Origin of the sequence: Nocardia sp. NPDC057668 (genome assembly GCF_042799795.1) — a bacterium.
Classification (GTDB): domain Bacteria; phylum Actinomycetota; class Actinomycetes; order Mycobacteriales; family Mycobacteriaceae; genus Nocardia.
Genome location: NZ_JBHVIC010000008.1, coordinates 293,137 through 316,508, shown reverse-complemented (window position 1 = coordinate 316,508; position 23,372 = coordinate 293,137). Strand labels below are relative to the sequence as shown.

Annotated in this window: 25 protein-coding genes; 20 read left to right on the top strand and 5 right to left on the bottom strand. The window is 69.4% G+C overall.

The annotated features are described in order from the left end of the window. Window positions 1–95: 95 nt before the first annotated feature. Window positions 96–743: a TetR/AcrR family transcriptional regulator gene (locus ACFVBH_RS37560; RefSeq protein ID WP_379009295.1), complete on the bottom strand. Its 648-nt coding sequence runs from the start codon at window positions 741–743 to the stop codon at window positions 96–98. A 120-nt stretch (window positions 744–863) separates the two neighbouring features. On the opposite strand from ACFVBH_RS37560, the gene ACFVBH_RS37555 reads away from it, so the two are divergent. The 3 genes from ACFVBH_RS37555 to ACFVBH_RS37545 are packed head-to-tail and all read left to right on the top strand — an operon-like array spanning window position 864 to window position 3,261. Next, window positions 864–2,015 (top strand): acyl-CoA dehydrogenase family protein, encoded by a 1,152-nt coding sequence (locus ACFVBH_RS37555; RefSeq protein WP_379009274.1) that lies wholly within the window; start codon window positions 864–866, stop codon window positions 2,013–2,015. 26 nt (window positions 2,016–2,041) lie between these two features. Further along, window positions 2,042–2,794: a 3-oxoacyl-ACP reductase FabG gene (fabG, locus tag ACFVBH_RS37550; protein ID WP_354991796.1), complete on the top strand. Its 753-nt coding sequence runs from the start codon at window positions 2,042–2,044 to the stop codon at window positions 2,792–2,794. A gap of 14 nt (window positions 2,795–2,808) precedes the next feature. Further along, window positions 2,809–3,261 (top strand): MaoC family dehydratase, encoded by a 453-nt coding sequence (locus ACFVBH_RS37545; protein WP_354991795.1) that lies wholly within the window; start codon window positions 2,809–2,811, stop codon window positions 3,259–3,261. A gap of 227 nt (window positions 3,262–3,488) precedes the next feature. On the opposite strand, the gene ACFVBH_RS37540 is transcribed toward ACFVBH_RS37545, so the two are convergent. Beyond that, window positions 3,489–4,172, bottom strand: a complete 684-nt coding sequence (locus ACFVBH_RS37540) for a YdcF family protein (protein WP_354991692.1) — start codon at window positions 4,170–4,172, stop codon at window positions 3,489–3,491. A 251-nt stretch (window positions 4,173–4,423) separates the two neighbouring features. On the opposite strand from ACFVBH_RS37540, the gene ACFVBH_RS37535 reads away from it, so the two are divergent. Next, window positions 4,424–4,699 (top strand): Lrp/AsnC ligand binding domain-containing protein, encoded by a 276-nt coding sequence (locus ACFVBH_RS37535; RefSeq protein WP_354991691.1) that lies wholly within the window; start codon window positions 4,424–4,426, stop codon window positions 4,697–4,699. Between the two features lie 3 nt (window positions 4,700–4,702). Here ACFVBH_RS37535 and trpD read toward each other — a convergent pair whose 3' ends face one another. After that, window positions 4,703–5,758, bottom strand: a complete 1,056-nt coding sequence (gene trpD, locus ACFVBH_RS37530) for an anthranilate phosphoribosyltransferase (protein WP_379009229.1) — start codon at window positions 5,756–5,758, stop codon at window positions 4,703–4,705. 70 nt (window positions 5,759–5,828) lie between these two features. Further along, window positions 5,829–6,254 carry a hypothetical protein gene (locus tag ACFVBH_RS37525; RefSeq protein ID WP_379009226.1) on the bottom strand — a complete coding sequence of 142 codons (426 nt, stop codon included), beginning with the start codon at window positions 6,252–6,254 and terminating at the stop codon, window positions 5,829–5,831. A gap of 189 nt (window positions 6,255–6,443) precedes the next feature. Here ACFVBH_RS37525 and ACFVBH_RS37520 point away from each other — a divergent pair, with 189 nt between their 5' ends. The 6 genes from ACFVBH_RS37520 to ACFVBH_RS37495 all read left to right on the top strand — a co-directional run bounded on the left by ACFVBH_RS37520 (window position 6,444) and on the right by ACFVBH_RS37495 (window position 11,555). Next, the gene (locus ACFVBH_RS37520) at window positions 6,444–7,058 is read left to right on the top strand and encodes a heme-copper oxidase subunit III (protein ID WP_354991688.1); all 615 of its coding nucleotides are present in this window, start codon (window positions 6,444–6,446) and stop codon (window positions 7,056–7,058) included. 82 nt (window positions 7,059–7,140) lie between these two features. After that, on the top strand, window positions 7,141–8,019 hold the full coding sequence (locus ACFVBH_RS37515; RefSeq protein ID WP_354991687.1) for a cytochrome c: 879 nt from the start codon (window positions 7,141–7,143) through the stop codon (window positions 8,017–8,019). Further along, window positions 8,016–9,170 carry a ubiquinol-cytochrome c reductase iron-sulfur subunit gene (locus tag ACFVBH_RS37510; protein ID WP_354991686.1) on the top strand — a complete coding sequence of 385 codons (1,155 nt, stop codon included), beginning with the start codon at window positions 8,016–8,018 and terminating at the stop codon, window positions 9,168–9,170. Before ACFVBH_RS37515 ends, ACFVBH_RS37510 begins: the two co-directional genes overlap by 4 nt. Then, on the top strand, window positions 9,167–10,789 hold the full coding sequence (locus tag ACFVBH_RS37505; protein WP_354991685.1) for a cytochrome bc complex cytochrome b subunit: 1,623 nt from the start codon (window positions 9,167–9,169) through the stop codon (window positions 10,787–10,789). The genes ACFVBH_RS37510 and ACFVBH_RS37505 overlap by 4 nt, the downstream gene beginning before the upstream one ends. A 126-nt stretch (window positions 10,790–10,915) precedes the next feature. Further along, on the top strand, window positions 10,916–11,218 hold the full coding sequence (locus ACFVBH_RS37500) for a hypothetical protein (protein ID WP_379009203.1): 303 nt from the start codon (window positions 10,916–10,918) through the stop codon (window positions 11,216–11,218). After that, on the top strand, window positions 11,211–11,555 hold the full coding sequence (locus ACFVBH_RS37495) for a hypothetical protein (RefSeq protein WP_379009201.1): 345 nt from the start codon (window positions 11,211–11,213) through the stop codon (window positions 11,553–11,555). The genes ACFVBH_RS37500 and ACFVBH_RS37495 overlap by 8 nt, the downstream gene beginning before the upstream one ends. Before the next feature lie 97 nt (window positions 11,556–11,652). Here ACFVBH_RS37495 and ACFVBH_RS37490 read toward each other — a convergent pair whose 3' ends face one another. Then, a complete protein-coding gene (locus ACFVBH_RS37490; RefSeq protein WP_379009199.1) occupies window positions 11,653–13,467 on the bottom strand; it encodes a DEDD exonuclease domain-containing protein in 1,815 nt (604 codons plus the stop codon). Between the two features lie 631 nt (window positions 13,468–14,098). Between ACFVBH_RS37490 and ACFVBH_RS37485 the strand changes: the two genes are divergently transcribed. The 10 genes from ACFVBH_RS37485 (at window position 14,099) to ACFVBH_RS37440 (ending at window position 23,329) form a co-directional block, all read left to right on the top strand. After that, window positions 14,099–14,698, top strand: a complete 600-nt coding sequence (locus ACFVBH_RS37485) for a C40 family peptidase (protein ID WP_354991844.1) — start codon at window positions 14,099–14,101, stop codon at window positions 14,696–14,698. A gap of 133 nt (window positions 14,699–14,831) precedes the next feature. Beyond that, on the top strand, window positions 14,832–15,905 hold the full coding sequence (locus ACFVBH_RS37480) for an NlpC/P60 family protein (protein ID WP_379009195.1): 1,074 nt from the start codon (window positions 14,832–14,834) through the stop codon (window positions 15,903–15,905). Window positions 15,906–15,930: 25 nt separating this feature from the next. After that, complete coding sequence (locus ACFVBH_RS37475) at window positions 15,931–16,941, top strand: peptidase MA family metallohydrolase (RefSeq protein WP_379009193.1); 1,011 nt, start codon at window positions 15,931–15,933, stop codon at window positions 16,939–16,941. Window positions 16,942–17,026: 85 nt separating this feature from the next. Next, window positions 17,027–18,172 carry a glycosyltransferase family 4 protein gene (locus tag ACFVBH_RS37470; RefSeq protein ID WP_379009190.1) on the top strand — a complete coding sequence of 382 codons (1,146 nt, stop codon included), beginning with the start codon at window positions 17,027–17,029 and terminating at the stop codon, window positions 18,170–18,172. A 15-nt stretch (window positions 18,173–18,187) separates the two neighbouring features. Continuing rightward, window positions 18,188–18,574: a polyketide cyclase / dehydrase and lipid transport gene (locus tag ACFVBH_RS37465; RefSeq protein ID WP_354990942.1), complete on the top strand. Its 387-nt coding sequence runs from the start codon at window positions 18,188–18,190 to the stop codon at window positions 18,572–18,574. A gap of 65 nt (window positions 18,575–18,639) precedes the next feature. Further along, the gene (locus ACFVBH_RS37460) at window positions 18,640–19,077 is read left to right on the top strand and encodes an SRPBCC family protein (RefSeq protein ID WP_354990941.1); all 438 of its coding nucleotides are present in this window, start codon (window positions 18,640–18,642) and stop codon (window positions 19,075–19,077) included. A gap of 38 nt (window positions 19,078–19,115) precedes the next feature. Next, the gene (locus ACFVBH_RS37455; protein WP_379009187.1) at window positions 19,116–20,513 is read left to right on the top strand and encodes an ArsA family ATPase; all 1,398 of its coding nucleotides are present in this window, start codon (window positions 19,116–19,118) and stop codon (window positions 20,511–20,513) included. Beyond that, window positions 20,510–21,454, top strand: a complete 945-nt coding sequence (locus ACFVBH_RS37450) for a hypothetical protein (RefSeq protein ID WP_379009182.1) — start codon at window positions 20,510–20,512, stop codon at window positions 21,452–21,454. The genes ACFVBH_RS37455 and ACFVBH_RS37450 overlap by 4 nt, the downstream gene beginning before the upstream one ends. Beyond that, window positions 21,451–22,455: an ROK family glucokinase gene (locus ACFVBH_RS37445; protein ID WP_354990938.1), complete on the top strand. Its 1,005-nt coding sequence runs from the start codon at window positions 21,451–21,453 to the stop codon at window positions 22,453–22,455. Before ACFVBH_RS37450 ends, ACFVBH_RS37445 begins: the two co-directional genes overlap by 4 nt. A gap of 148 nt (window positions 22,456–22,603) precedes the next feature. Continuing rightward, the gene (locus ACFVBH_RS37440; protein ID WP_354990937.1) at window positions 22,604–23,329 is read left to right on the top strand and encodes a lysophospholipid acyltransferase family protein; all 726 of its coding nucleotides are present in this window, start codon (window positions 22,604–22,606) and stop codon (window positions 23,327–23,329) included. The last annotated feature ends 43 nt before the right edge of the window (window positions 23,330–23,372 follow it).

The window sequence follows — 23,372 nt, the reverse complement described above, 5'->3', positions numbered from 1 at the left end:
TCATCGGGAACCCTACGTCGGCGCGAATCTCTCTGCCACAAAAAGCAATACAAAACTGACGGGTAGCTTCGGCCGTCGCCGCCGCGGGTGTCGCGCTACGAAAGCCGTTCGGCCGTGGCCGTTTCCGGGGGATAGCGCAGGGACAGGCCGTCGACGAAAGCTGTCAGGGCCAATTCGAAGCTGTCGGCATCTATTTCGTCGGCCTTCGCGCGCAGCAGGTGGGCCTGGTCCAGGTGGGGGTAGCGGTCGCGGTAGAGGTGGGCGTCGTCCACGAAGCCGCGGGAGAACGAGCCCAGGGTCGCGCCCATCACCAGGTAGCGGGTGGCCGCGCCGATCAGGGTGGCCTCGCGCGGGGGCCAGCCGGCGGTGATCAAGCCGCCGTGGACGGCGTCGGCGGCGCGCAGATTCTCCTCGCGGGTGCCGGGGCCCGCCGCCAGGTAGGGGACGAAGTTCGGGTGGGTCGCCAGGGCCGCGCGGTACGAGCGCGCCCAGGAGACGAGGCCGTGCCGCCAGTCGCCCGCGGCGAAGGCCGAGGTGTCCACGCGGGCCATGATGCCGCGGGCGATGTCGTCCAGGAGATCGTCCTTGGTCGGGTAGTGGCCGTAGAGGGAGGCGGCCTGGACGTTGAGCTCGGCGGCCAAGCGGCGCATGGAGAGTTCGGGCAGGCCGTCCCGGTCGATCAGGGCGAGCGCGGCGGTGCGGATCCGGTCGCGGCTCAGCAGCGGGATCTTCGGTCTGGCCATGGTGAACACCTCCCGCTTCGGGCGTCGCGGCGGGTTGCGCCGGGAGTCTTGAAAAACCGAACAGCGTTAGGATAGCTTCGTGGCATTAACCTAACAACGTTCGGTTAGGAGCTTTCGCCGATGGATTTCGAGCTCGACGACGCGCAGCGGCAATTGCGCGACCTGGCCCGCGCCTGGGTGGAGAAAGAGGTCGTGCCCTACGCCGCCGCCTGGGATCGGGCGGAATCGGTGGACACCGCCATCGTCGGAAAGCTCGGTGCGATGGGGTTTCTCGGCATCGAGATCCCCGAGGAGTACGGCGGGTCCGGCGGGACCGCCCTGGACTACTGCCTGCTGCTGGAGGAACTGGGCGTCGGCGACAGCTCGGTGCGCGGGATCGTCTCGGTGTCGCTGGGGCTGGTGGCCAAGACCATCAAGACCTACGGGACCGAGGCGCAGCGGCGGGAGTGGTTGCCGCGCCTGTGTTCCGGCGACGCGCTGGGCTGCTTCGGGCTCACCGAACCCGGCACCGGATCCGACGCGGGCAGTCTGATCACCAAGGCCGAACGCGACGGCGACGACTGGCTGCTGACCGGCACCAAGATCTTCATCACCAACGGCACCTGGGCCGACGTCGCGATCATCTTCGCGCGCACCGGCGGACCCGGGCCCCGCGGGGTGAGCGCCTTCCTGGTGCCCACGGGCGCACCGGGATTCACGCGCACCGAGATCAAGGGGAAGCTCGGCCTGCGCGGGCAGGCCACCGCCGAACTGGTCCTGGACGGGGTCCGTGTGCCGGACTCCGCGCGCCTGGGCGCGGAGGGGCAGGGCTTCAAGATCGCCATGGCGGCGCTGGACAAGGGCCGCATGGGCGTGGCCGCCGGCTGCGTCGGCGTCGCCCGCGGTTGCCTGGAAGCGTCGGTGAAGTACGCGACCGAACGCGAGCAATTCGGTAAGCCAATCGCCTCGTACCAGCTGGTTCAGGAACTGCTGGCCGACATCGCGGTGGAGGTCGAGGCCGCGCGGCTGCTGGCCTGGCGGGTCGCCGATCTCGTGCAGCGCGGCAGGCCGTTCGGCACCGAGGCCTCGGTCGCCAAACTCTTCGCCAGCGAGGCCGCGGTCAAGGCCGCCAACAACGCCATTCAGGTATTCGGCGGATACGGATACATCGACGAGTACCCGGTCGCCAAGTATCTGCGCGACGCCCGCGTGCTGACCCTGTACGAGGGCACCAGCCAGATTCAGAAACTGCTCATCGGCCGCGCGCTGACCGGCGTCAACGCCATCGTCTGAAACCCTTCCGCGACAAGGAGATACCCATGAGTTCCAAGGTAGCGTTCGTCACCGGAGCGGCCCGCGGCATCGGCGCGGCCACCGCCGCGCGCCTGGCCGCGGACGGCTTCACCGTCGCCATCGCCGACCTCGACGAGGCCGCCTGCAAGAGCGCCGTCGACGCCATCGCCGCCGCGGGCGGCACCGCGATCGCGGTGGGCTGCAACGTCACCGACGAGGCCTCGGTCGACGCGGCCTTCGAACGCGTTGCCGCCGAACTGGGTTCGGTCGACGCGCTGGTCAACAACGCGGGCGTGCTGCGCGACAACCTGCTGTTCAAGATGTCGGTCGACGACTGGGACACCGTCATGTCGGTGCACCTGCGCGGCGCGTTCCTGTGCAGCCGGGCCGCACAGCGGTACATGGTGAAACAGAAGTCCGGCAAGATCGTGAACACCTCCAGCGTCTCTGCGCTCGGCAGCCGCGGGCAGGCCAACTACTCCGCCGCCAAGATGGGTATCCAGGGCTTCACCCGCACGCTGGCCATCGAACTCGGGCCGTACGGCATCAATGTCAACGCCGTGGCCCCGGGCTTCATCGTCACCGACATGACCGATGCCACCGCCGCCCGCGTCGGCGTCGACCCCGAGGTCTTCCGGGCCCAGGCCGCCGAGATCACCCCGCTGCGCCGGGTCGGCGAGCCCGCGGACATCGCGAACGTGGTGTCCTTCCTGGTGTCGCCGGACGCCTCCTTCGTCACCGGCCAGACCATCTACGTCGACGGCGGCCGCCGCATCTGAGAAGGGCTCGACCCATGATCGACTTCACCTCCTTCGAACTGCTGCGCGCCGCCGTCGGCACGGACATCGGTGTGAGCGACTGGATCTCCATCGACCAGGAGCGCATCGACCGCTTCGCGCAAGCCACCGGCGACCAGCAGTGGATCCACGTCGACGCCGAGCGCGCGGCCGCCGGGCCGTACGGGCGCACCATCGCGCACGGCTTCCTGACCCTCTCGCTCATCGTGCCCATGACCGCGCAGGTGATGCGGGTCAGCTCCGCGCGGATGGCCATCAACTACGGGCTGGACAAGGTTCGGTTCATCAACCCGGTGCCGGTCGGCAGTCGCATCCGCGGCCGCGTGCATCTGACGGCGGCGCACGACATTCCGGGCGGGGTGCAGATCGAGCGGACCGTCACCGTCGAGATCGAAGGGGAGAGCAAGCCCGCGTGTGTGGCGGCCGCCATCGCGCGTTTCCTGGAATGAGGGCGTGGTCGGCGGAGCGTCGGCGCGCACGCCGCGGCGTAGCCCCGCTCGTGCGGAGACCCGGCCTCCGCCGATCCGGAGGCCGCGTTGCCGCCGGGGCGGGGTAACGGGGGCGCTCTGCAAACAGCTTGCGGGGCAACGTCATCAGCTTCACTGAGCGGTCGAAGGCCCGCTCACCGTTCGGTGAGCGGGCCTTCGATCCGCGGTGACGGCGGTGATTCGAGCCGCTAGCGAAGCGGCTCGCCGGGCCCGAACGGCTGGGCCGAGAGCGGGGTGTGGTCCGGGGTCATGGTGGCGACCACCGCGATCCCCGCGGCGCGGAAGTTGGTGAGCGCCCGGCCGATATGGTCCGCGGAGGTGATCAGGATCGCCGCGTGCGCGCCGATCGCCTCCATGACCCGGGCCGAGAACGCCGCGTTCTGGACCGTCGAATTCGCCTGGGTCTCACTGTGAATGCGCAGGGGGTCGATGCCGCGCCCGATCAGCCAGTCCGCCATGGCCTGGGCCTCGGTGCGCCCGTTCTGCGGATTCCCGCCGGTCACGATCACCGGCGAATGGGGCGACAGCAGGGCCGAGACGTACCCGGCGTACAGCCGGTTGATCAGTTCCGGCCGCATCTCGCCGTCCGGCAGCAGGCCGTAGCCCAGCACGACGATGGCGGTGGTCGGGCTCAGCGCGGTCGGCAGATCCTGGCCCGGTAACTGCAGCGTGGTCACCGAGTCGATCATCTTGATCACATCGGTGCCGATGCTCGCCACCGGATCGGGGACGTGCTCGGGCGCGGCATGCGCCGGTACGGCCGCGGCGATCACCGCGACCGTGGCACCCGCGAGCAAGGTCCGCGCGGCCAGGCGCGCGGTGCGGCGAGTGATGTTTCGAAGGACCGGAACGGCCGGAATCAGATCTAGCATCGAAAACCCCCTGCGTAGCCCCAAGGTGACTACTGGTCGGTTCACATTTCGATCCATGATCACCCAAAACGGTCACACCGGACGCGGATTCGCGGAATCAAGCCCTGGATTTCCCCAGCTTGCACCGGGGGTTACAGATAGCTCCGCGTGTGCGGGAACGAGTTCGGGTGGCCCGCGGGGGAGCTGTGCCGTCCGCGGGCGCGATCCGCGCGGCCCGCCGCGCCGGCACCGGCATCGCCTAGGGTGGTCCCATGATTACCGCGATCGTGCTGATCCACGCAGAATCCGACCGCATCCCCGAGACCGCCCAGGCCCTGGCCGATATCGAGGGCGTCGCCGAGGTCTACTCGTGCGCGGGCGACGTGGACCTGATCGGCATCGTGCGGGTGCGCGACCACCAGCAGATCGCCGAGGTCGTGACCGGGCACATCAACAAGACCCCGGGCGTGGTCCGGACCGCCACCCACATCGCGTTCAAGTCCTACTCGAGCATCGACGTCGAGGCGGGCTTCTCGATCGGGGAGTGATCGCTAGTCGGCGCCGAGCTTGTTGGTCAGTTCCGCCCAGCGCTCGAGCAAATCGCCGGCCCGGCCCGAATCGACCGTCGCCGCAACCCGTTCCAGGGCGGCGCCGAGCCGGTCGTGCAGATCCTCGCCGACCTGATCGGCGGTGAGCTCGAAGGCCACCACCGCCGCGGCCGAGTTCAGCAGCACCGCGTCGCGCACCGGACCGGCCTCGCCGGCCAGGAAATTCCGGGCGATCACCGCGTTCAGGGTGGCGTCCCCGCCCTTGAGCGCCTCGGGGGCGACCCGCCCGATGCCGAGTTTCGTGGGGTCGATGGTCGTTTCGGCCCGGCGGCCGCCCGCGACCACCCAGGCATCGGTGGTGTCGGCGGTCGTGATCTCGTCCAGGCCGTCGTTGCCCCGGACCACCAGCGCCGACGCGCCGCGATCGGCGAACGTGCCGGCGATGACCGGCAGCAGATCCGCGAACGCGCAACCGATGAGGCCCGCGCCCGGCTGGGCCGGATTGGTCAGCGGGCCCAGGATATTGAAGACCGTCGGAATGCCGATCTCCCCGCGGGCCGGCCCCGCGAACCGCAGCGACGGATGGAACACGGGCGCGAAGCAGAAGCCGATCCCGACCTCGCGCACACTCGTGGCGACCGACTCCGGGCCCAGCGCGATCTTCACCCCGAGCGCCTCGAGCACGTCCGCGCCGCCGCTCTTGGAAGAGGCCGCGCGATTACCGTGCTTGACCACGGGAATGCCGGTGGCCGCCACCACGATCGAGGACATGGTCGAGATGTTGACCGTGCCGGACCGATCGCCGCCGGTGCCGACGATGTCCACCGCGGCGCCGTCCACCTCGACCCGGCGGGCGTGCGCGAGCATCCCCGCGGCCAGCCCGCTCAGTTCGACGGCGGTGGGGCCCTTCATCTTCATGGCGACGCCGAAGGCCGCGATCTGCGCGGAGGTGGCGCTATCGGTGAAGATCTCGTTCATCGCCCACGCGGCCTCGTCCGCGGCCAGATCGTTGCCATCGGTGAGGATGCCGAGGATTTCTCGCCAGCTGCGCGCGCTCATTGCTCATCTCTTCCGTCGCCGGTGAAGGTCCGTACACCAGTGTTGTCGCCGTCAGCCTAGTGCGCGGAGGCTATTTCTTTTCTCCCGGACGCCCGGGAGCGGGTTGCAGCGCCTCCCAGCCCAGCAGCACCGCGTCGTGGCGATGGGCCACCGCGGTCAGGCGGGAGCGCTCCTGCGCGCAGTGCACGGCGTCCAGGACCTGTACCCGCTGCACGAGCAGGGCGACGGTGTCCGGGGCGGCCTCGGGCTCGGCGCTCACCGTGTCATAGCCGAGCTGCCCGGTGATGATCTGCACCGCATCGAGGCGATCCGCGGGCACCCGCAGGTGCTGGCGCAGCACCACGGGCTGGTCGGCGGTCCAGCTGCCGGTGCGGCCCAGGGCCGCCGAACACGCCTCCGCGTCATCGAAACTCGACGCCACCGTCACCAGGTCGCCACGCCCGGGATCCAGTTGCGTTGTCCCGCCGCGCCGCAGCAGCCTGCCCACCCATGACATCGCCGTCACCTTCCCTTCGAAAATCAGCCTATGGATAGCTCAGCTTTCTCTTACCGAGCCAATCTATGCTGCTCCGAGACACGCCGAGCGCCCACCGAGAGGCTCGCTCGCGCTGCGGTTTCCGACACGCTGACCGAGTTTTCCAACCCGGCTACGCCTGTCGTACTACGACAGGTCATACTTACCGGCGTGACGACCGCAGTAGGGACCCCAGGATCGGCCATTACTCAGCGTGTGCATTCGCTGAACCGGCCCAACATGGTCAGCGTCGGTACCATCATCTGGCTGTCCAGCGAGCTGATGTTCTTCGCCGGCCTGTTCGCTATGTACTTTGTCGCCCGCGCGCAAGCCGGCGGCGAGAAGTGGCCGATGGAGCCGACCGAGCTGAACCTCGGTCTCGCCGTCCCGGTGACCGCTGTCCTGGTGGCTTCCTCGTTCACCTGCCAGATGGGCGTCTTCGCGGCGGAGCGGGGCGATGTCTTCGGCCTGCGCCGCTGGTACGTCATCACCCTGATCATGGGTGCCTTCTTCGTCGGTGGCCAGGGGTACGAGTACTACCACCTGGTTCAGGAGGGCACGACGATCTCGAGCACCGTGTACGGCTCGGTCTTCTACATCACGACCGGCTTCCACGGCCTGCACGTCATCGGCGGTCTGATCGCGTTCGTGTTCCTGCTGATCCGCACCAAGGTCAGTAAGTTCACCCCCGCGCAGGCCACCGCGGCGATCGTCGTCTCGTACTACTGGCACTTCGTCGACATCGTCTGGATCGGGCTCTTCGCCACGATCTACTTCGTCCGCTGATTTCGGACAGATCCACGGCACAGCCCGCCGTAGGCAAGAAGCTTCTGTACAAGTCGGTTCCGTCTACTCCAAAGGGACACAGATGAGTTCATCTCCCCCGTCAGCGCCAGATCCGCGCCCCGAATCCTCGGGCGCCGCGATCGGCGAGGCCACCAAGACGCGTAAGCAGCGCCGCTTGCGTCGGCGTATCGCCGGCGGTCTGGTTCTCCTGATGGGCCTCGTCGGAGCCGGCTTCGCGGCATCGGCCCTGACGCCCACGGCGCAGGTCGCCACGGCACACGAGGACCAGTCCGCGCTGATCCGCGAGGGCAAGCAGATCTACGACACCTCCTGCATCACCTGTCACGGTGCCAACCTGCAGGGTGTCGCCGATCGCGGCCCGAGCCTGATCGGCGTCGGCGAGGCCGCGGTGTACTTCCAGGTCTCCTCCGGTCGTATGCCCGCGGTGCGCAACGAAGCCCAGATCATGCGCAAGCCCCCCAAGTTCGACGCCCGTCAGACCGACGCCCTCGGCGCCTTCATCCAGGCCAACGGCGGCGGCCCGACCGTGGTGCGCGACGCCAACGGCGAGATCGCCCAGGAATCCCTCATCGAGGGCGCCGACCTGGGCCGCGGTGGCGAGCTGTTCCGCATGAACTGCGCGTCCTGCCACAACTTCACCGGCAAGGGCGGCGCGCTGTCCTCCGGCAAGTTCGCGCCGCCGCTCGCGCCGGCCAGCGAACAGCAGATCTACCTGGCCATGCTCACCGGCCCGCAGAACATGCCCAAGTTCTCCGACCGGCAGCTGACGCCGGAAGAGAAGAAGGACATCGTCGCGTACATCAAGGACCGGATGGAGACCCCGTCCGAGAGCGGCTACGGCCTCGGCGGCTTCGGCCCCGCGACCGAGGGCCTCGCGGCGTGGATCATCGGCATCGTGCTGCTCGTCGGCTCGGCGATGTGGATCGGTTCCCGGTCATGAGTGAACAGGAGCAAAAGAGCATGGGGGACAGCCCCACCGGCGTGGACTACACCGATGAACAGCTCGACGCCATGTCGCGCGACGAGCTCGTCGCCCTCGGCACCAAGCTGGACGGCGTCGACGTCGCCTACCGCGCACCGCGCTGGCCCATTCCCGGCACCAAGGCCGAGAAGCGCGCCGAGCGTCAGGTCGCGATGTGGTTCGGCATCTCGGCGCTGGCCGGACTCGCCCTCATCGGCGTATTCCTGTTCTGGCCCTGGGAGTACAAGGGCCGGGGCGAAGAGGGCAACGCGGCGTACACGCTGACCACCCCGCTCTACGGCATCACCATGGGCATCGCGGTGCTGGCCATCGGCGTCGCCGTCGTCCTGATCCGCAAGAAGTTCATCCCGGCCGAGATCTCGATCCAGGAACGCCACGACGGCATGTCCTCCGAGGTCAACCGCCGCACCCTGGGTGCGCAGCTGTCCGACGCGGTGGAGACCTCCACCCTCGGCCGCCGCAAGATGATCACCCGCAGCGCCTCGGCGGGCGCGGGCATCCTGGGCATCGGCGCGATGCTGGTGTTCCTGGGCGGCTGCGTCAAGAACCCGTGGGCCAAGGGCGACAAGTCGCCGCTGTGGGTCTCGGGCTGGACCCCGGACTACGCGGGCCAGACCATCTTCCTGCGCCGCGACACCGGCCGCCCCGAGGACATCGTCCTGGTGCGCCCGGAGGACCTGGACGCCGGCTCGATGGAGACCGTCTTCCCGTGGAAGGAAGAATGGCGCGGCGACGAGCACGCCACCTTCCAGTCGCTGCGCGGTATCCGCAACGCGGTCATGCTGATTCGCCTGCGGACCGCCGATGCCGAGGCCGCCATCAAGCGCAAGGGCCAGGAGAGCTTCAACTACGGCGACTACTTCGCCTACTCGAAGATCTGCACCCACCTGGGCTGCCCCACCTCGCTCTTCGAGCAGCAGACCAACCGAATCCTGTGCCCCTGCCACCAGTCGCAGTTCCTGGCGACCGAATGGGGTAAGCCGATCTTCGGTCCCGCCGCTCGTGCGCTGCCGCAGCTGCCGATCACCGTCAACTCCGAGGGCTACCTGGTCGCCGTACACGACTTCATCGAGCCCCTCGGACCGGCCTTCTGGGAGCGTCGTTCATGAGTCCTAGCAAAGCGGTCCAAGCGGCCAACAATGCTGACGAGCGGTACCACGCCGCGGCCTTCCTGAAGCGGTCGATCAACAAGGTCTTCCCGACCCACTGGTCCTTCCTGCTCGGTGAGATCGCGCTCTACTGCTTCATCATCCTGCTGCTGTCGGGTGTGTACCTGACGCTGTTCTTCGACCCGTCGATGAGTGAGACCGTCTACAACGGCGCGTACCAGCCGCTGCGCGGTGTCACCATGTCGCGGGCCTACGAGACCTCGCTCAACATCTCCTTCGAGGTGCGCGGCGGTCTGTTCGTGCGCCAGGTGCACCACTGGGCGGCGCTGCTGTTCGCGGCGTCGATCATCATCCACCTGTTCCGCATCTTCTTCACCGGCGCTTTCCGCAAGCCGCGTGAGGCCAACTGGGTGATCGGCTCGCTGCTGCTCATCCTGGCCATGTTCGAGGGCTTCTTCGGCTACTCGCTTCCCGACGACCTGCTCTCGGGAACCGGTCTGCGCGCGGCGTTCTCGGGCATCACCATCGGCGTCCCGGTCATCGGCACCTGGCTGCACTGGCTGCTGTTCGGCGGCGACTTCCCGGGCAACCTGATCATCCCGCGCCTGTACGTCCTGCACGTGCTGCTCATCCCGGGCATCCTGCTGGCGCTGATCGCGGCGCACGTCGCCCTGGTCTGGTACCAGAAGCACACCCAGTTCCCCGGACCGGGCCGCAAGGAGACCAACGTCGTCGGCGCGCGCATCGTGCCGGTGTTCGCCGCGGACCAGGGCGCGTTCTTCGCCTTCACCCTCGGCATCATCGCCCTCATGGGCGGCGTGCTGCAGATCAACCCGATCTGGAACCTGGGTCCCTACAACCCGTCTCAGGTCTCGGCCGGTTCGCAGCCCGACTTCTACATGATGTGGACCGACGGCATGGCCCGCCTCATGCCGCCGTGGGAGCTGTACCTGGGCCGCTACACGGTTCCGGCCGTGTTCTGGGTCGCGCTCGTCATGGGCCTGGTCTTCACCGTCCTGATCCTGTACCCCTGGATCGAGAAGAAGCTGACCGGCGACGACGCCCGGCACAACCTGCTCCAGCGTCCGCGCGACGTGCCGGTTCGCACCGCCATCGGCGCCATGGCCATCGCCTTCTACCTGGTGCTGACCCTGGCCTGCGTCAACGACATCATCGCGCTGAAGTTCAGCATCTCGCTGAACGCGACCACGTGGATCTTCCGCATCGGTCTGCTGGTGCTGCCGCCGCTGGCGTACTTCGTGGCCTACCGCTTCTGCATCGGCCTGCAGCGCAGCGACCGCGCGGTGCTCGAGCACGGCATCGAGACCGGTGTCATCAAGCGCCTGCCGCACGGTGAGTACATCGAGATCCACCAGCCGCTGGGCCCGGTGGACTCGCACGGCCACCCGATCCCGCTGGAATACCAGGGCGCCCCGGTGCCCAAGAAGATGTCCAAGCTGGGTTCGGCCGGCAAGCCCGGCTCCGGTTCGTTCATGAAGGCCGATCCGCACGCCGAGATCGAGCAGAACGCCGCGCTGGCGCACAAGGAAGAGCACGACATGCTCGCCGCGCTGGCGAGCCAGCAGGACAACGTGGACGGCGACAAGCACGGCCACTGAGTTCGGTGAGAAAGGGAAGGCCCCGAGTCGATTACGACTCGGGGCCTTCCCCGTTTCGACATCACTGCACTTCGGACATAACGCCGACGGGCCTCATGCTGGTAGTCTCGGGAGTAGTCTCGCCCGGTGGCTGTCGAATGGTACTGGGCGTTGGCCCAGATGCTGGCGAAGACCGGCGTGGACATCAATGAGGTGTTCGACATGGTGAACGCGTGGCAGACCGGCACGCGCCGAGCACGGCTGGCGCTTGCCACGGATCCGGCGACCGGACTACGTGTGTTCGTGATTTCGGGACGGGCCGACAGCGGCCGGGCCGTTGCCGTGTACGCCCGCCACAATGGCCCGGACATCTACATTTTCGACGCGACCTATCTCACCCCAGAGCAGATCGCCGACTTCGCACGCTGGGAGGCGAACCACGATGACTGATCCATTCCATGACATGAGTCCCGACGAGGTCGCGGCGATCAAGGACCGCCTGGAACTCACCGGTGAAACCGTTACAGAAGCCGAACTGGGGATCACTGTCGGTCCCGGCAGCGAGCCGGTGTTCGTTCCTCGGTCGATCAAGATGCCCTACGAACTCGACCGGGCATGCAAGTCGAGGGCTCTGACACTGGGGTTGTCGCAGTCCGCCTACATTCGTTCGCTGATCGAGGCCGATCTCGCGACGGCCGGCGCCGGCGCGCAGCGACCGGCGTGGGTGCGTGAACTGCTGGCGGTGATCGCGCACCACGAGCACGACGATCAGTGCCGAGCATCCTGACTCGGCGTCCTCCACCGGTGGGGCGGCGGCTTGGGTCCCGCGGGAGTGGACTGGAGCGTTCGAGCGGGCGGGCCGGGATTGCTGGTGGCCTACATGCTCACGCTGGCGGGGGTGTATCTGGCTGTGGCAGTTGGGTGATCGGGTCGGGGTCGGCGGCGGCTTCGGCGCGGGCGGCCCAGGCGAGCCAGGGGCCCGCGCCGTGGCGGGGCTCGTGGTAGCCGTCGGTGGTGCGGACGATCCGGGTGCCGGGTTGTTCGAGCCAGCGGACCAGGAGGGCGGTTTCCTCGGGGAGGGCGCCGTGTAGTGGGGAATAGCGCGGCGGGTCGGGCTCGGGAGACGGGGATGAGATGAGTTCGGGCGCAGGGGGTTCGGGGGCGGCGGCGGGGAGCGGATTCAGGCGGGGCGGGATGACGGTTTCGGCGGCGGCCACCAAGCGGTCGACGGTGGGCATGGGGGAGATGCCGCGGGGAGCGTTGCCCGCGGAGGCCAGGCGGCCGTGGCGGATGACGGCGAAGTGCCAGCCGCCGGCGCCGTCGGGGTGGGCGGCGATCAGTTCGGGGATACGGGCCAGGGCCGAGAGGCGCTGGGTGCGGCGCAGTGCCCGGATCAGCGGGAGAGTGCGGTCCCGCAGGCGCGCGGCGGCCTCGAAATGCTCTGCGCGGGAGAGGGTTTCGAGCTTCTCCTGAATCGTTTCGAGAATCTCGGGGGAGTGGCCGGTGAACAGGACGCGGACACGTTCGGGAGCGTGCGCGTACTCCTCTATATATAGGGGGGTGTTCTCGGCGCTCGCGGGGCAGCCGCCGACCACCGCGGGCGGGCAGTCGTGCTGTCCGGTACGCGGGAGCCGGGTGGTGCAGGTGCGCAGGCCGGAGTTCTCGGCGACGGTGACGCCGATCTCGGTGGCCTCGGTGCGGGAATTGAAGGGGCCCAGCGCGTCCCGGGTCGGGGTGCGCGAGACGGCGAAGCGGGGGAAGGGCTCCTCGGTGAGGGTGAGCCACCACGCGCGCTGGGGGAACTTCGAGCGGCGGTTGTAGGGCGGGGCGTGCGCCAGCAGCAGACGCAGTTCGCGGACACCGGCCTCCAGGGCGTGCGCGCACTCCACATGATCGACGCGGGTGGCCAGCTGCACCATCTCGCGCATGCGCGGCCGGGTGTCCGATCCGGTGAAGTAGTTGCGCACGCGGCGGCGCAGATTCACCGCGGTCCCTATATAGAGGACTTCGTCCGACGGGCCGCGGAACAGATACACCCCGGGGGTGGCGGGCAGGTCCGCGGCGATCACCCGTTTGGCGCGCTGGCGGCGCGTCACCTCCGGCAGGTAGTCCAACAGCTCGGTGAGACTGTGCACGCCCTGATTCCCCACCCGTGCGATGAGCGCGTGCAATACGTCCACCGTGGCGCGCGCGTCGTCGAGCGCCCGGTGCGTCGGGCGGGTCTGCGCGCCGAGCAGTTCCGCGAGCGCCGACAGCTTCACCGAGGGCGCCTCGTCGCGCCCGAGGACCCGCCGGGCCAGCTGCACCGTGCACAGCACCTGAAAAGCGGGCCAGGGCACCTGCATCCGCGCCGCGGCGGCCCGCAGGAACCCGGTGTCGAAACGGGCGTTGTGCGCAACCAGCACGCATCCGGACGCGAACTCCAGGAATCCGGGCAGCACCTGCTCGATCCGGGGCGCGTCGTAAACCATGGCGGTGGTGATTCCGGTGATCTGCACGATCTGCGGGGTGATCGCCCGGCCGGGATTGACCAGGGTCGCGAACTCGCCCAGCACTTCGCCCCCGCGCACCTTCACCGCACCGATCTCGGTGATGGCGTCCCCATCCGGGCTGGTCCCGGTGGTTTCGAGGTCCACGATCACGAAAGTGGTCGCGTAGAGCGGGGTTTCGAGCTCGTCGAAGGCCAACTGTTCCGGCACGAGCCGAAATCGTAGGGCGGGGGTACGACACCCGGCACCCGTCCCGCCGCTACCAGCGGCGATACTTCTCCGGCCGGTCAGCGCGGCGGTTCGGGCCGCGCCTCGCCGCCCGGGACGAATCCGGGAAATGTCCGTTTATCTGCTCGAGATTCTCGAGATGCAATCCCCGGATTGCGAAAATATGCCAGTTTGTGACCAGGGTCACATTGATTCGGAAAGTGTATGAGTACCGACGGGTGTGGTGCAATCGCGATGACGATGGCGGGTGAGTGCTGTCTGAGAGGGCCCGCCTCGGTCCGGATGGCAAGTCGCCCGGTCAGAGCCTGATTATGCACGGCAGCGCTGAACTGCTGTTATAGGAGATCGTGCCTGCAAGGAGGGGTTGCCGCGCCCGGTAACTTACCGACGGGTAGCGGTTCGGACGCTCCTGGCAATTCGGGCGTTGTTATCTTTTCGTGATTGCTGTGACGTTTGTCGCAGCGAAATGACGGCGCCTAACAATTCCAGGCCATCCGGCGTTGGTCGCGGCTTTACAAAGCACCGTTATCGGCTCGTAATCTTCCTGAGACCTCGCGGAGTCCGACCCACCAAACCGGTGCGGCGTCGCGGGGCAGATTGGAAGTACCTCACCATGGCGACCAACACCGTCAAGCGGGCCCTCTCGGCCGGCGCCGTCGGCGCTGCCACGCTGAGCGCGCTGCTGCTGCCCGCTACGCCCGCCTCGGCGCAGCCGGTCACGATCCCCGGCGTCGGCACGTTCGATGTCCCGGACGCGGTCCAGCTGCCCCCGGGCATCCCTGGTGTGCCCGAGTCGATTCCGGTCACCATCCCCGCCATTCCCGGCGTCGAGATCCCCGGCGTCCCCGCCGCCCCGGCCGCTCCCCAGGTGAGCCCGCGCCAGGAAGTGGTCAACGCCGCGATGAGCCGCATCGGCTCGCCGTACGTGTACGGCGCCACCGGCCCGAACGCCTTCGACTGCTCCGGTCTGGTCAAGTGGTCGTACGCGCAGGCCGGAATCGAGCTGCCGCGCACCAGCTATGAGCAGCTCAACGCCGGTTACCCCGTGTCCGCCGACGCGCTCGAGCCCGGCGACGTGGTGTCGTTCTACGGCGGCGGCCACACCGGGATCTACGTGGGCGACGGCAACGTCGTGCACGCCTCGACCTCGGGTCAGCCGGTCAAGGTCGCCCCGATCTCGTCCATGCCGTTCGACGGCGCCCGCCGGATCTAGTACCAACCGCAGGTCTGTGACCTGCGGACGAAGCGGCGGCCGTAATGGTTCCGTGGCCTGCTGGACATATGCGGCCGCTGTTTCGTAATCTTATCGAGACCTTCTTTTCCGGCTTGGGGCAAGAGAACGGGACATGCCGACGGTGGCAGCGCAGCAGCGGAAGCAACGCACCAGACAACTGGTGGGTGGAGCCCTCACGGTGGGCGCCCTCGTGATCGGGAGCGCCGCGGCCGGGCCCGTCGTCGCGGATCCGGTGGCCGCGCCCACCACCGCGGGTGACGCCGTACAGCGACTGATCGACCTGTCCCGCCAGTCCGAGCAGCTCAATCAGGCCGCGCTGAACGCGCAGACCGATCTCGATACCAAGGTCGCCGCCGCCGAGGTCGCCGACACCGCCGCCGCCGACGCGGCCGGGGTGCTCGACGCCGCGCGCAACGAGATCAAACGCTTCCAGCCCGCGATCGATCGGGCCGCCACCGCCGCGCTCATGGGCAGCCGCACCAATCAGCTCACCTCGCTGCTGGTCAGCGATTCCCCGCAGCAGATGCTCGATCAGATGTCGGTCGTGGACCTGGTCGCCGCGCGCACGAACAATCAACTGAGCCAGTACAAGAAGGTGAGCGACGCCGCGGCCACCGCCGACGCCGCCGCCCGCGGCGCGGCCGATGCCGCGCGGGCAGCCTCCGCCGCGGCCGACGCGCTGCGCACCGATCTCGAACTCAAACGCTCGGAGCTGCAGGGCGCCATCGCGGGTGTCATCGCCGCGTGGGGCCAGCTGTCCGCGGGCGACAAGTCCGCGCTCGCCGGCTCGATGTTCCCGCCCGGCTTCGACCGCGACACCCTGCTGCGCGGGCTCGTGCCCGGCAGCGGAACCAGCGCCCTGGCCGCCGGTCTCACCCGCGTCGGCGCGCCGTACGTGTGGGGTGCGATCGGGCCCGATCAGTTCGACTGCTCCGGCCTGGTGCAGTGGGCGTTCAAACAGGTCGGCAAGAGCGTGCCGCGCACCAGTCAGCAGCAGTCGAATTTCGGCACGCCCGTGGCCGAACAGGACCTGCAGCCCGGCGATGTGGTGTTCTTCTACTCTGAGGTCTCACACGTCGGGATCTACGCGGGCAATGGTTTGATGCTGCACGCCTCCACTTTCGGAGTGCCGGTGCAGGTGGCGCCGATGGGCTCGACACCGTTCCATTCCGCGCGCCGGTACTGACGCCGCGCCCGAACACGAGGTGGCAATGAGCGCACTGCGACAGGTTCGCGGCTGGTTCTCGGCCAAGCGGCGTTTCGAGTTCTGCCTCACCCTCGTCATGGTGACCGGGCTGACCGCCGCCTGCGGTGCGCTGCTCATGCTGCCCAATTCGGTGCTGCCCACGTTGCGCGCGGTGGCCCCCGGGCCCGAGAGCGGCCAGGTCACCGCTTCGGATCCGCAAGTGCCGCAGGTCAAAAGGCTGATGGCGGGCTACGGGAAGGTCATCGCGGAATCGGTGACCACCGGATCGAACCGCAGCGGCATCGTGCTCGGGCACGCCACCCGCAGCGCCGACGTGGACGTGCTGGCCGGCGAACTCGCGGCCGCGACCGTCGCGGTGAGCGCGCTGTGGGGCGCCGACTGGTCCCAGGCCCCGGTGGTGGTCGTGGCCGCGAGCACCGCGGAGTTCGCGGCGCTGACCGGCTCGACCGGCGACGTGCCGGCGGAGGTTGCGGCCGTGACGGTTTCGGACGTGTTCCGGCCCGGCGACCGGCCCACCGGGCAGCGCGTGGTCTTCGGCCCGGAAGCCGGGCGCAGGCTCGGCGCCGACGGTCTGCGCACGGTGCTGCGCCACGAGCTCACCCACGTCGCCACCCGCGCGGTGACCGCCGAGGGTTCCCCGCAGTGGCTGCTCGAGGGCTTCGCCGAATACGCCGCCCATCGCGGGTCGGCCGACACCGTCGCCGAGATCGCCCCGGCGCTGACCGCCCGCGCCCGCACCGGCGCGCTGCCCGCGGAGCTGCCCGCCGACGCGGTGTTCGAACCCGCGAGCGGGCAGGCCGCCCTCGCCTACGAACAGGCCTGGTCGGCGTGCGCGTTCCTGGCCGATCGCTTCGGCGAAGGCCGATTGGTCACGCTCTACCGGGAATTGGCGCGCGGACCGCGCGATCACGCCGCGATGGACGCCGCGTTCCGCGAGGTCATCGCCACCCCGTACGCGGACTTCCTGACCGACTGGCGCACCTGGATCACCTCCCGCACCACCGAAGGCGCCTGACCGCACGGCGCCGCGCGCACCCGGACGGGGGTGCGAGGTTTCGGGGCGGGGATCGCGGTGCGCGCGGGTGCAGTAGGTTGGGCGTATGGGGCGAACCTTGCTGGTTACCAATGATTTCCCGCCGCGGCCGGGAGGTATTCAGTCCTACGTCCACGCGCTCGCGATGCAGCTGCCGCCCGATGATCTGGTGGTGTACGCGCCCCGCTGGAAGGGCGACAGTCACCGCAGGTTCGATGCCGAACAGCCGTTTCAGGTGGTCCGCCACCCCACCACGCTGATGCTGCCCACACCCCTGGTGATGCGGCGCGCGGCCAAGCTGATCCGCGACGAGCAGTGCGAGCAGGTGTGGTTCGGGGCCGCGGCGCCGCTCGCGCTCATGTCACCGCATCTGCGCAAGGCCGGGGCCGAGCGCATCGTGGCCTCCACCCACGGGCACGAGGTGGGCTGGTCCATGCTGCCCGGCGCGCGGCAGGCGCTGCGGGCCATCGGCGACGACACCGATGTCATCACCTACGTCAGCAAGTACACGCGCCGCCGGTTCTCCGCGGCGTTCGGGGTGAACGCGGCCCTGGAATACCTGCCCCCGGCGGTGGATTCGGAGGTCTTCAAGCCGGATCCGGCCGCCCGCGCCGCGCTGCGCGAACGCTACGGGCTCGGTGATCGGCCCACCATCCTGTGCCTGTCGCGGCTGGTCCCGCGCAAGGGGCAGGACGCGCTCATCGTGGCCATGAAGGACATTCGCGCGCAGATCGACGGCGCGGTGCTGGTCATCGCCGGCGGCGGCCCGTACGAGGAGAAGCTGCGCGGGCTCGCCCGGGCCACCGGCGTCGCCGATGACGTGGTGTTCACCGGCCGGGTGGCCGCGGCCGAACTCGCCGCCCACCACACCATCGCCGACGTCTTCGCCATGCCCTGCCGCACCCGCGGTCTCGGCCTGGACGTGGAGGGTCTGGGCATCGTCTTCCTGGAGGCCTCGGCCACCGGGGTGCCGGTGGTGGCGGGCGATTCCGGTGGTGCGCCGGAAACCGTGCGCGAGGGCGAGACCGGCCACGTGGTCGACGGCCGCTCCACCGCCGCGATCACCGCGGCCATCGTCGCGGTGCTGTCCGATCGCGACGCCGCGGCCCGCATGGGCGCGGCCGGTCGTGCCTGGGTGCAGCGGCAATGGCGCTGGGATCGCATGGGCGTGCGGCTGCGGGAACTGCTGGATACGAACGTGCGAGCGATCTGAGCTAGGCTCAGCCGAGTGAGCAGTATCCAGGTTGCCGACCAGACCTTCGTCGCCGCGCCCGGCACGGCCGTGGGTGAGCTGCTGGCGGACAAGGCCCGTTGGCGTCGCTGGTGGCCGGACCTGCAGCTGCAGGTGCGAGAAGATCGCGCCGACAAGGGAATCCGCTGGACCATCGCCGGCGGGGCCACCGGCACGATGGAGGTCTGGCTCGAGCCGATGCTCGACGGCGTCATCCTGCACTACTTCATGCACGCCGAGCCCAAGGGCGTGGAATCGATGTCCGCGCGCGAACTCATGGCGGCCAATCGTGCCCGCCGGGTTGCGGGCAAGAAGATGTCCTTCGAGGTGAAGGCACGTCTGGAGGCCGGCCGCAAGGCCGGCGTCGCGCCCGCCGCGCACTGAATTCCGCCCGGTTCTCACCGCTCGAAGATTCCGCCGCCGCAGCTGGAAAGGAAGCGTTGCCACCCATGGCCGATCGCACCCAACGGTCGATCGTGATCGACGCCCCCTCGGAACGAGTGATGGCAGTCATCGCGGACCTGGAGTCGTATCCGGAATGGGTCGCCGCGGCCCGTTCGGTCGAGGTGCTCGACAAGGATCCCGACGGTCGTGCCCGCACCGCGCGTTTCGTGCTGGACGCGGGGGTCGTGAAGGACACCTACACGCTGTCCTACACCTGGCGACCGGACGGTCGCGCGGTGAGCTGGACCCTGGTCGGCGGCGAACTGCAGAAGGCGCAGGACGGCACGTACGAACTCATCGCGCTGCCCGACGGTGGCACCGAGGTGGTGTACGAACTCACGGTGGACCTGAACATCCCGATGATCGGCATGTTCAAGCGCAAGGCCGAGAAGGTCATCACCGATACCGCGCTGAAGGAACTCAAGAAGCGGGTCGAAGGCTGACCGCGAGCACGACTGGACGCCCGTCGCGCGCCACCCGGGTGGAGCTGTTCGTCGGCAAGGGCGGGGTGGGGAAGACGACGCTGGCGTGTGCGACCGCGCTCGCCTACGCGCGCGCCGGGCAGCGGGTGCTGCTGGCCTCGCTCGATCAGGCGCATTCGCTGGGCGACGCCCTGGGCTTCCGGTTCCAGCATCAGCCCGGCAGCGTGCCCGGGGTCGCGGCGGTGCAGCCCGGTCTCGACGTGATCGAAGTGGATTCCCTTGCGCTGCTGGAGGATCGCTTCCGGACCGTGCTGTTGCTGCTGTCCGGGGCGGGTGACCGGCACGGGGTCGACATCTCGGCGCTGGATCCGGCCGAGCTGACCGGGCTGCCCGGCATCCAGGAACTGCTCGCGCTGCTGGAGATTACCGATTTCGCGGGCGTCGGGCGCTGGGACGTGATCGTGCTGGACTGCCCGCCGTCGGCCGACATGCTGCGCATCGTGACCGCCCCGGACACCCTGCTGGGTTATCTCGACCGCGTCTGGCCCGCGCACGCGCGCACCCTGACCGCGGTGGGCGGGGATTTCCGGCGGGCGATGATCGCGGTCTCGGTCGAGCAGATCGTCACCCTGGTCACCGCCGCCCGAGATCTGCTGGCCGATCGTTCGCGAACCACCGCGCGCCTGGTCACCGCCCCCGAACACGTCGCGGTGGCCGAGTCCACGCGGGTGCGGTCCGCGGCGGCGCTGCTGGGCCTGGAATTGACCGGCGTCCTGGTGAACAAGGTGCTGCCCGAACTGGAGGACGCGGAAAGCGCTGCGCTGCGGCAGGATCCGGCCGCGTTCGAGTCCGGCGCGCCCGCCCTGATCGGCCCGGACGACGACACGGCCACCGTCGCGGCTTGGACGACCCGCCGCGCCGGTCCGGCGTCCTGGTTCGGGACGCCCGCGCCGCCCGCGCATCATCCGGCCGTGCGGTGGTATTCCGAGCGACAGGCCGAGCAATCGGCCGTGGTCGAGGATTTACGCAAGCGAATGGGCGGGGTTCCGGTGCAGGTCGTACGGCACGCGGGCGCCGAACCGGTGGGTCTGGCGGCGTTGACGGCGCTGTCCCACGGGATCGATGCGAGTGGTGACTGGGTGGGCGGGGGGTCTGTCCCTATGCTTGGCTCAGATGCGGACGATGGGCTGTCCGTTTCCGGCGGGCCGCAGGTGCGGCACGAGTCGGGGACGGGTCCGGCTTCGGTGTTCGCGATGCGCATGCACCTGCCCGTGGTCGATCCGTCGACGCTGCAGCTGGGACGAGTGGAGGACGATTTGATCGTGGGAGCGGACGGGGTCAGGCGCCGGCTGCGGCTGGCGCCGGTATTGCGGCGGTGCACGGTCGAGGCCGCCGAACTCGACGGCGATCAATTGGTGATCCGGTTCCGCCCGGACCCCGAGGTCTGGCCGAAATGACCACGTCCCAGGAACATCCGCGCACCGGCCACCCGGACGACAATTTCAGCGAATTCGCCGAGGAACTGCGCCTGCTCGCCGAGGCCGTGCTCGAACGCGTGGAACCGGTGCTGCGCCGCACCGCCGCCGACGGCCGGGTGCAGTGGGACAGTTGCAGCTGGTGCCCGGTGTGCGCGGCGGCCGCGGTGGTGCGCGGCGAGCACCACGATGTGGTCGCGGCCATCGCCGATCACGGCACCGCGATCGTCACCGTCCTGCGCGAGGCCCTCGCGGGCGTTCCGGTGGAGCCGCTGATTCCGCCGGATCTGGATCCGGACTCGCCGGAATATCATGCGTGGCTACATGATTCGTACGGTCACGGGCACGCTCCGGAGCAGCGCTTCGGCATGCGGGATCCGCGCGCCGGGTCGGATTCCGCCGCGCCGGGCGGCGACGCCGGCACCGATTCGGCCGATTCGGCCGCTGATCCGGCCTTCGGCGCTGCCGATTCCGGCGCGCCCGGCGCGGATTCCGGCGCGCGCGGCGGAGATTCGAGTGCCCGGGGCGCCGCGCACGGGGGAGCGGTCGCCGGATTGGGCGATCTGCTGGCCAAATTCGCCGCCGGAGCCCAGGCGGTCGCCGCCGAACGCCGTGCCCGCGGCCATGATTCGGCTGCCGCCGGCTGGTCCGGCACCGCGGCCGCCCGGGACGCCGCGCCGGAGAGCGAAGCGGGCGCGCGGGAACGGCCGGATTCGGCCGCCACCGCCGAACCCGCCGCCGCCGAAACCACCGGCGAGGATCCCCTCGGCCGCGGCCCGGGCACCGCCCGCAGGCCCGGCGAGGCGGGGTCCGGTCGCTCGGACCAGCGGCAACCCGGTCCCGGCGCGGAGCGGCCCGCAGGTCGCGGCGGACGGGGGGCGCGGTCCGGATATGTTCCGATCGATGTGACCATCAAGGCATGAGGGGCCGGACGCCGGTGCCCCTGACGGTCGGAATCGATGTGGGCGGCACCAATATTCGAGCCTCGGTGGTCGACGGGGCGGGCGAGGTGCTCGACACCGTCACCGCGCCCACGCCGCAGTCGGCGCGCGCCCTCGAGGACGGATTGGCCCGCGCGGTGCGCGAATTGTGCGGCAGGCACGCCATCGGCGCGGTCGGGCTCGCGGTCGCGGGCTTCGTGGACGAGGACCGTGCCACGGTGCGGTTCGCCCCGCATCTGCCGTGGGAGGACGCGCCCGTCGCGCAGCGGCTCACCGATCGCCTCGGACTGCCGGTCATTCTCGAGCACGACGCCAACGCGGCCATGTGGGCGGAGTACCGCTTCGGCGCGGCCGCGGGCGGGCGCAACGTGGTCCTGGTCGCCATCGGCACCGGCATCGGCGCGGCGCTGCTGGTCGGCGGGCAGCTCTATCGCGGCAGCTACGGCGTCGCGCCCGAACTCGGCCATCTGACCGTGGTCCCGAACGGCCGGGCCTGCGCCTGCGGCAAACGCGGGTGCTGGGAAAGATATTGCAGCGGAACGGCGCTGGTGGACACGGCGCTGGAATTGCTGGCGACCGATCCGCAACGGTCGGCGCTGCTGAGCCGCGAGGCCGATCGGGATCCCGATTCGCTGACCGGCCGGCGGGTGGCGGGCGCGGCGCAGGACGGCGATCCGGTGGCCCTGGATGTGATGGCCGATTTCGCGCGCTGGCTCGGGCTCGGGCTGGCCGGGGTGAGCGATATCTTCGACCCGGATCTGATCGTGGTCGCCGGGGGTGTGAGCACCTCGGCGCCGCTGTTCCTGGACGCGGCGCGCGAGCACTATTCGGTGGCCATCACCGGGGCACGGCATCGTCCGCTCGCTCGAATTCGCACCGCGCAACTGGGTGAGGCGGCGGGCATGATCGGCGCGGCCGAATTGGCGCGGGCCGCGCTCGAAGTCGGGCGGGACGCGGTGCCCGCCGGTCCGTCGCTGCGCTGATATGTGACGCCCCGTGAATTCGGTGTGAATCACAGCTGTACACCGGTGGGCGGTTGGTCACCGCCAGGTCTCAGCGGTAGAGTCGGGATTTGAATGTGGTGCCCGCAACGAGGCCGGTCCCGGGTATCGAAACAGGGGAAAGGACGCAATGTTCTACTGGCTGCTGAAATTCGTTTTGGTGGGACCGCTCATCCAGCTGATCAACCGGCCCAAGGTCGAGGGTATGGAGAATATCCCCGCCGACGGCGCGGCGATTCTGGCCGGAAATCATCTGTCGTTCACGGACTGGCTGTTCACTCCCCTGGCGAGTCCGCGTCGCATCACGTATCTGGCCAAGGCCGAGTACTTCACCACGCCCGGCTTCAAGGGCAGGCTGCAGAAGTTCTTCTTCAGCGGCACCGGGCAGTACCCGATCGACCGCACCGGCGCGAGTGCCGCGGAGAGCGCGCTGAACACCGCGCGCAAGCTGCTCGGTGAGGGCCGGCTCGTCGGCCTGTACCCCGAGGGCACCCGCTCCCCGGACGGCCGCCTGTACAAGGGCAAGACCGGCGTGGCCCGGCTCGCCCTCGAGACCGGCGTCCCGGTGATCCCGGTGGCCCTGATCGGCACCGACGAGGTCTGCCCGCCCGGACCGTTCCGCTGGCGGCCGCGCAAGGTGACCGTCAAGTTCGGCAAGCCCATCGACTTCTCGCGGTACGAGGGCATGGGCGGCAACCGCTTCGTCGAGCGCGCGGTGACCGACGAGATCATGTACGAGCTCATGCAGATGGGCGAGCAGGAGTACGTGGACGTCTACGCCGCCAGCCTCAAGGACGGCGTGCCTTCGGGCAGCCGCCCGGACGCGGATCGCATTCCGCAGACCCTGGCGGGCTAGTCCCCACGACAATCGCGAAAGGCCCCGGGAGACTCGGTCTCCC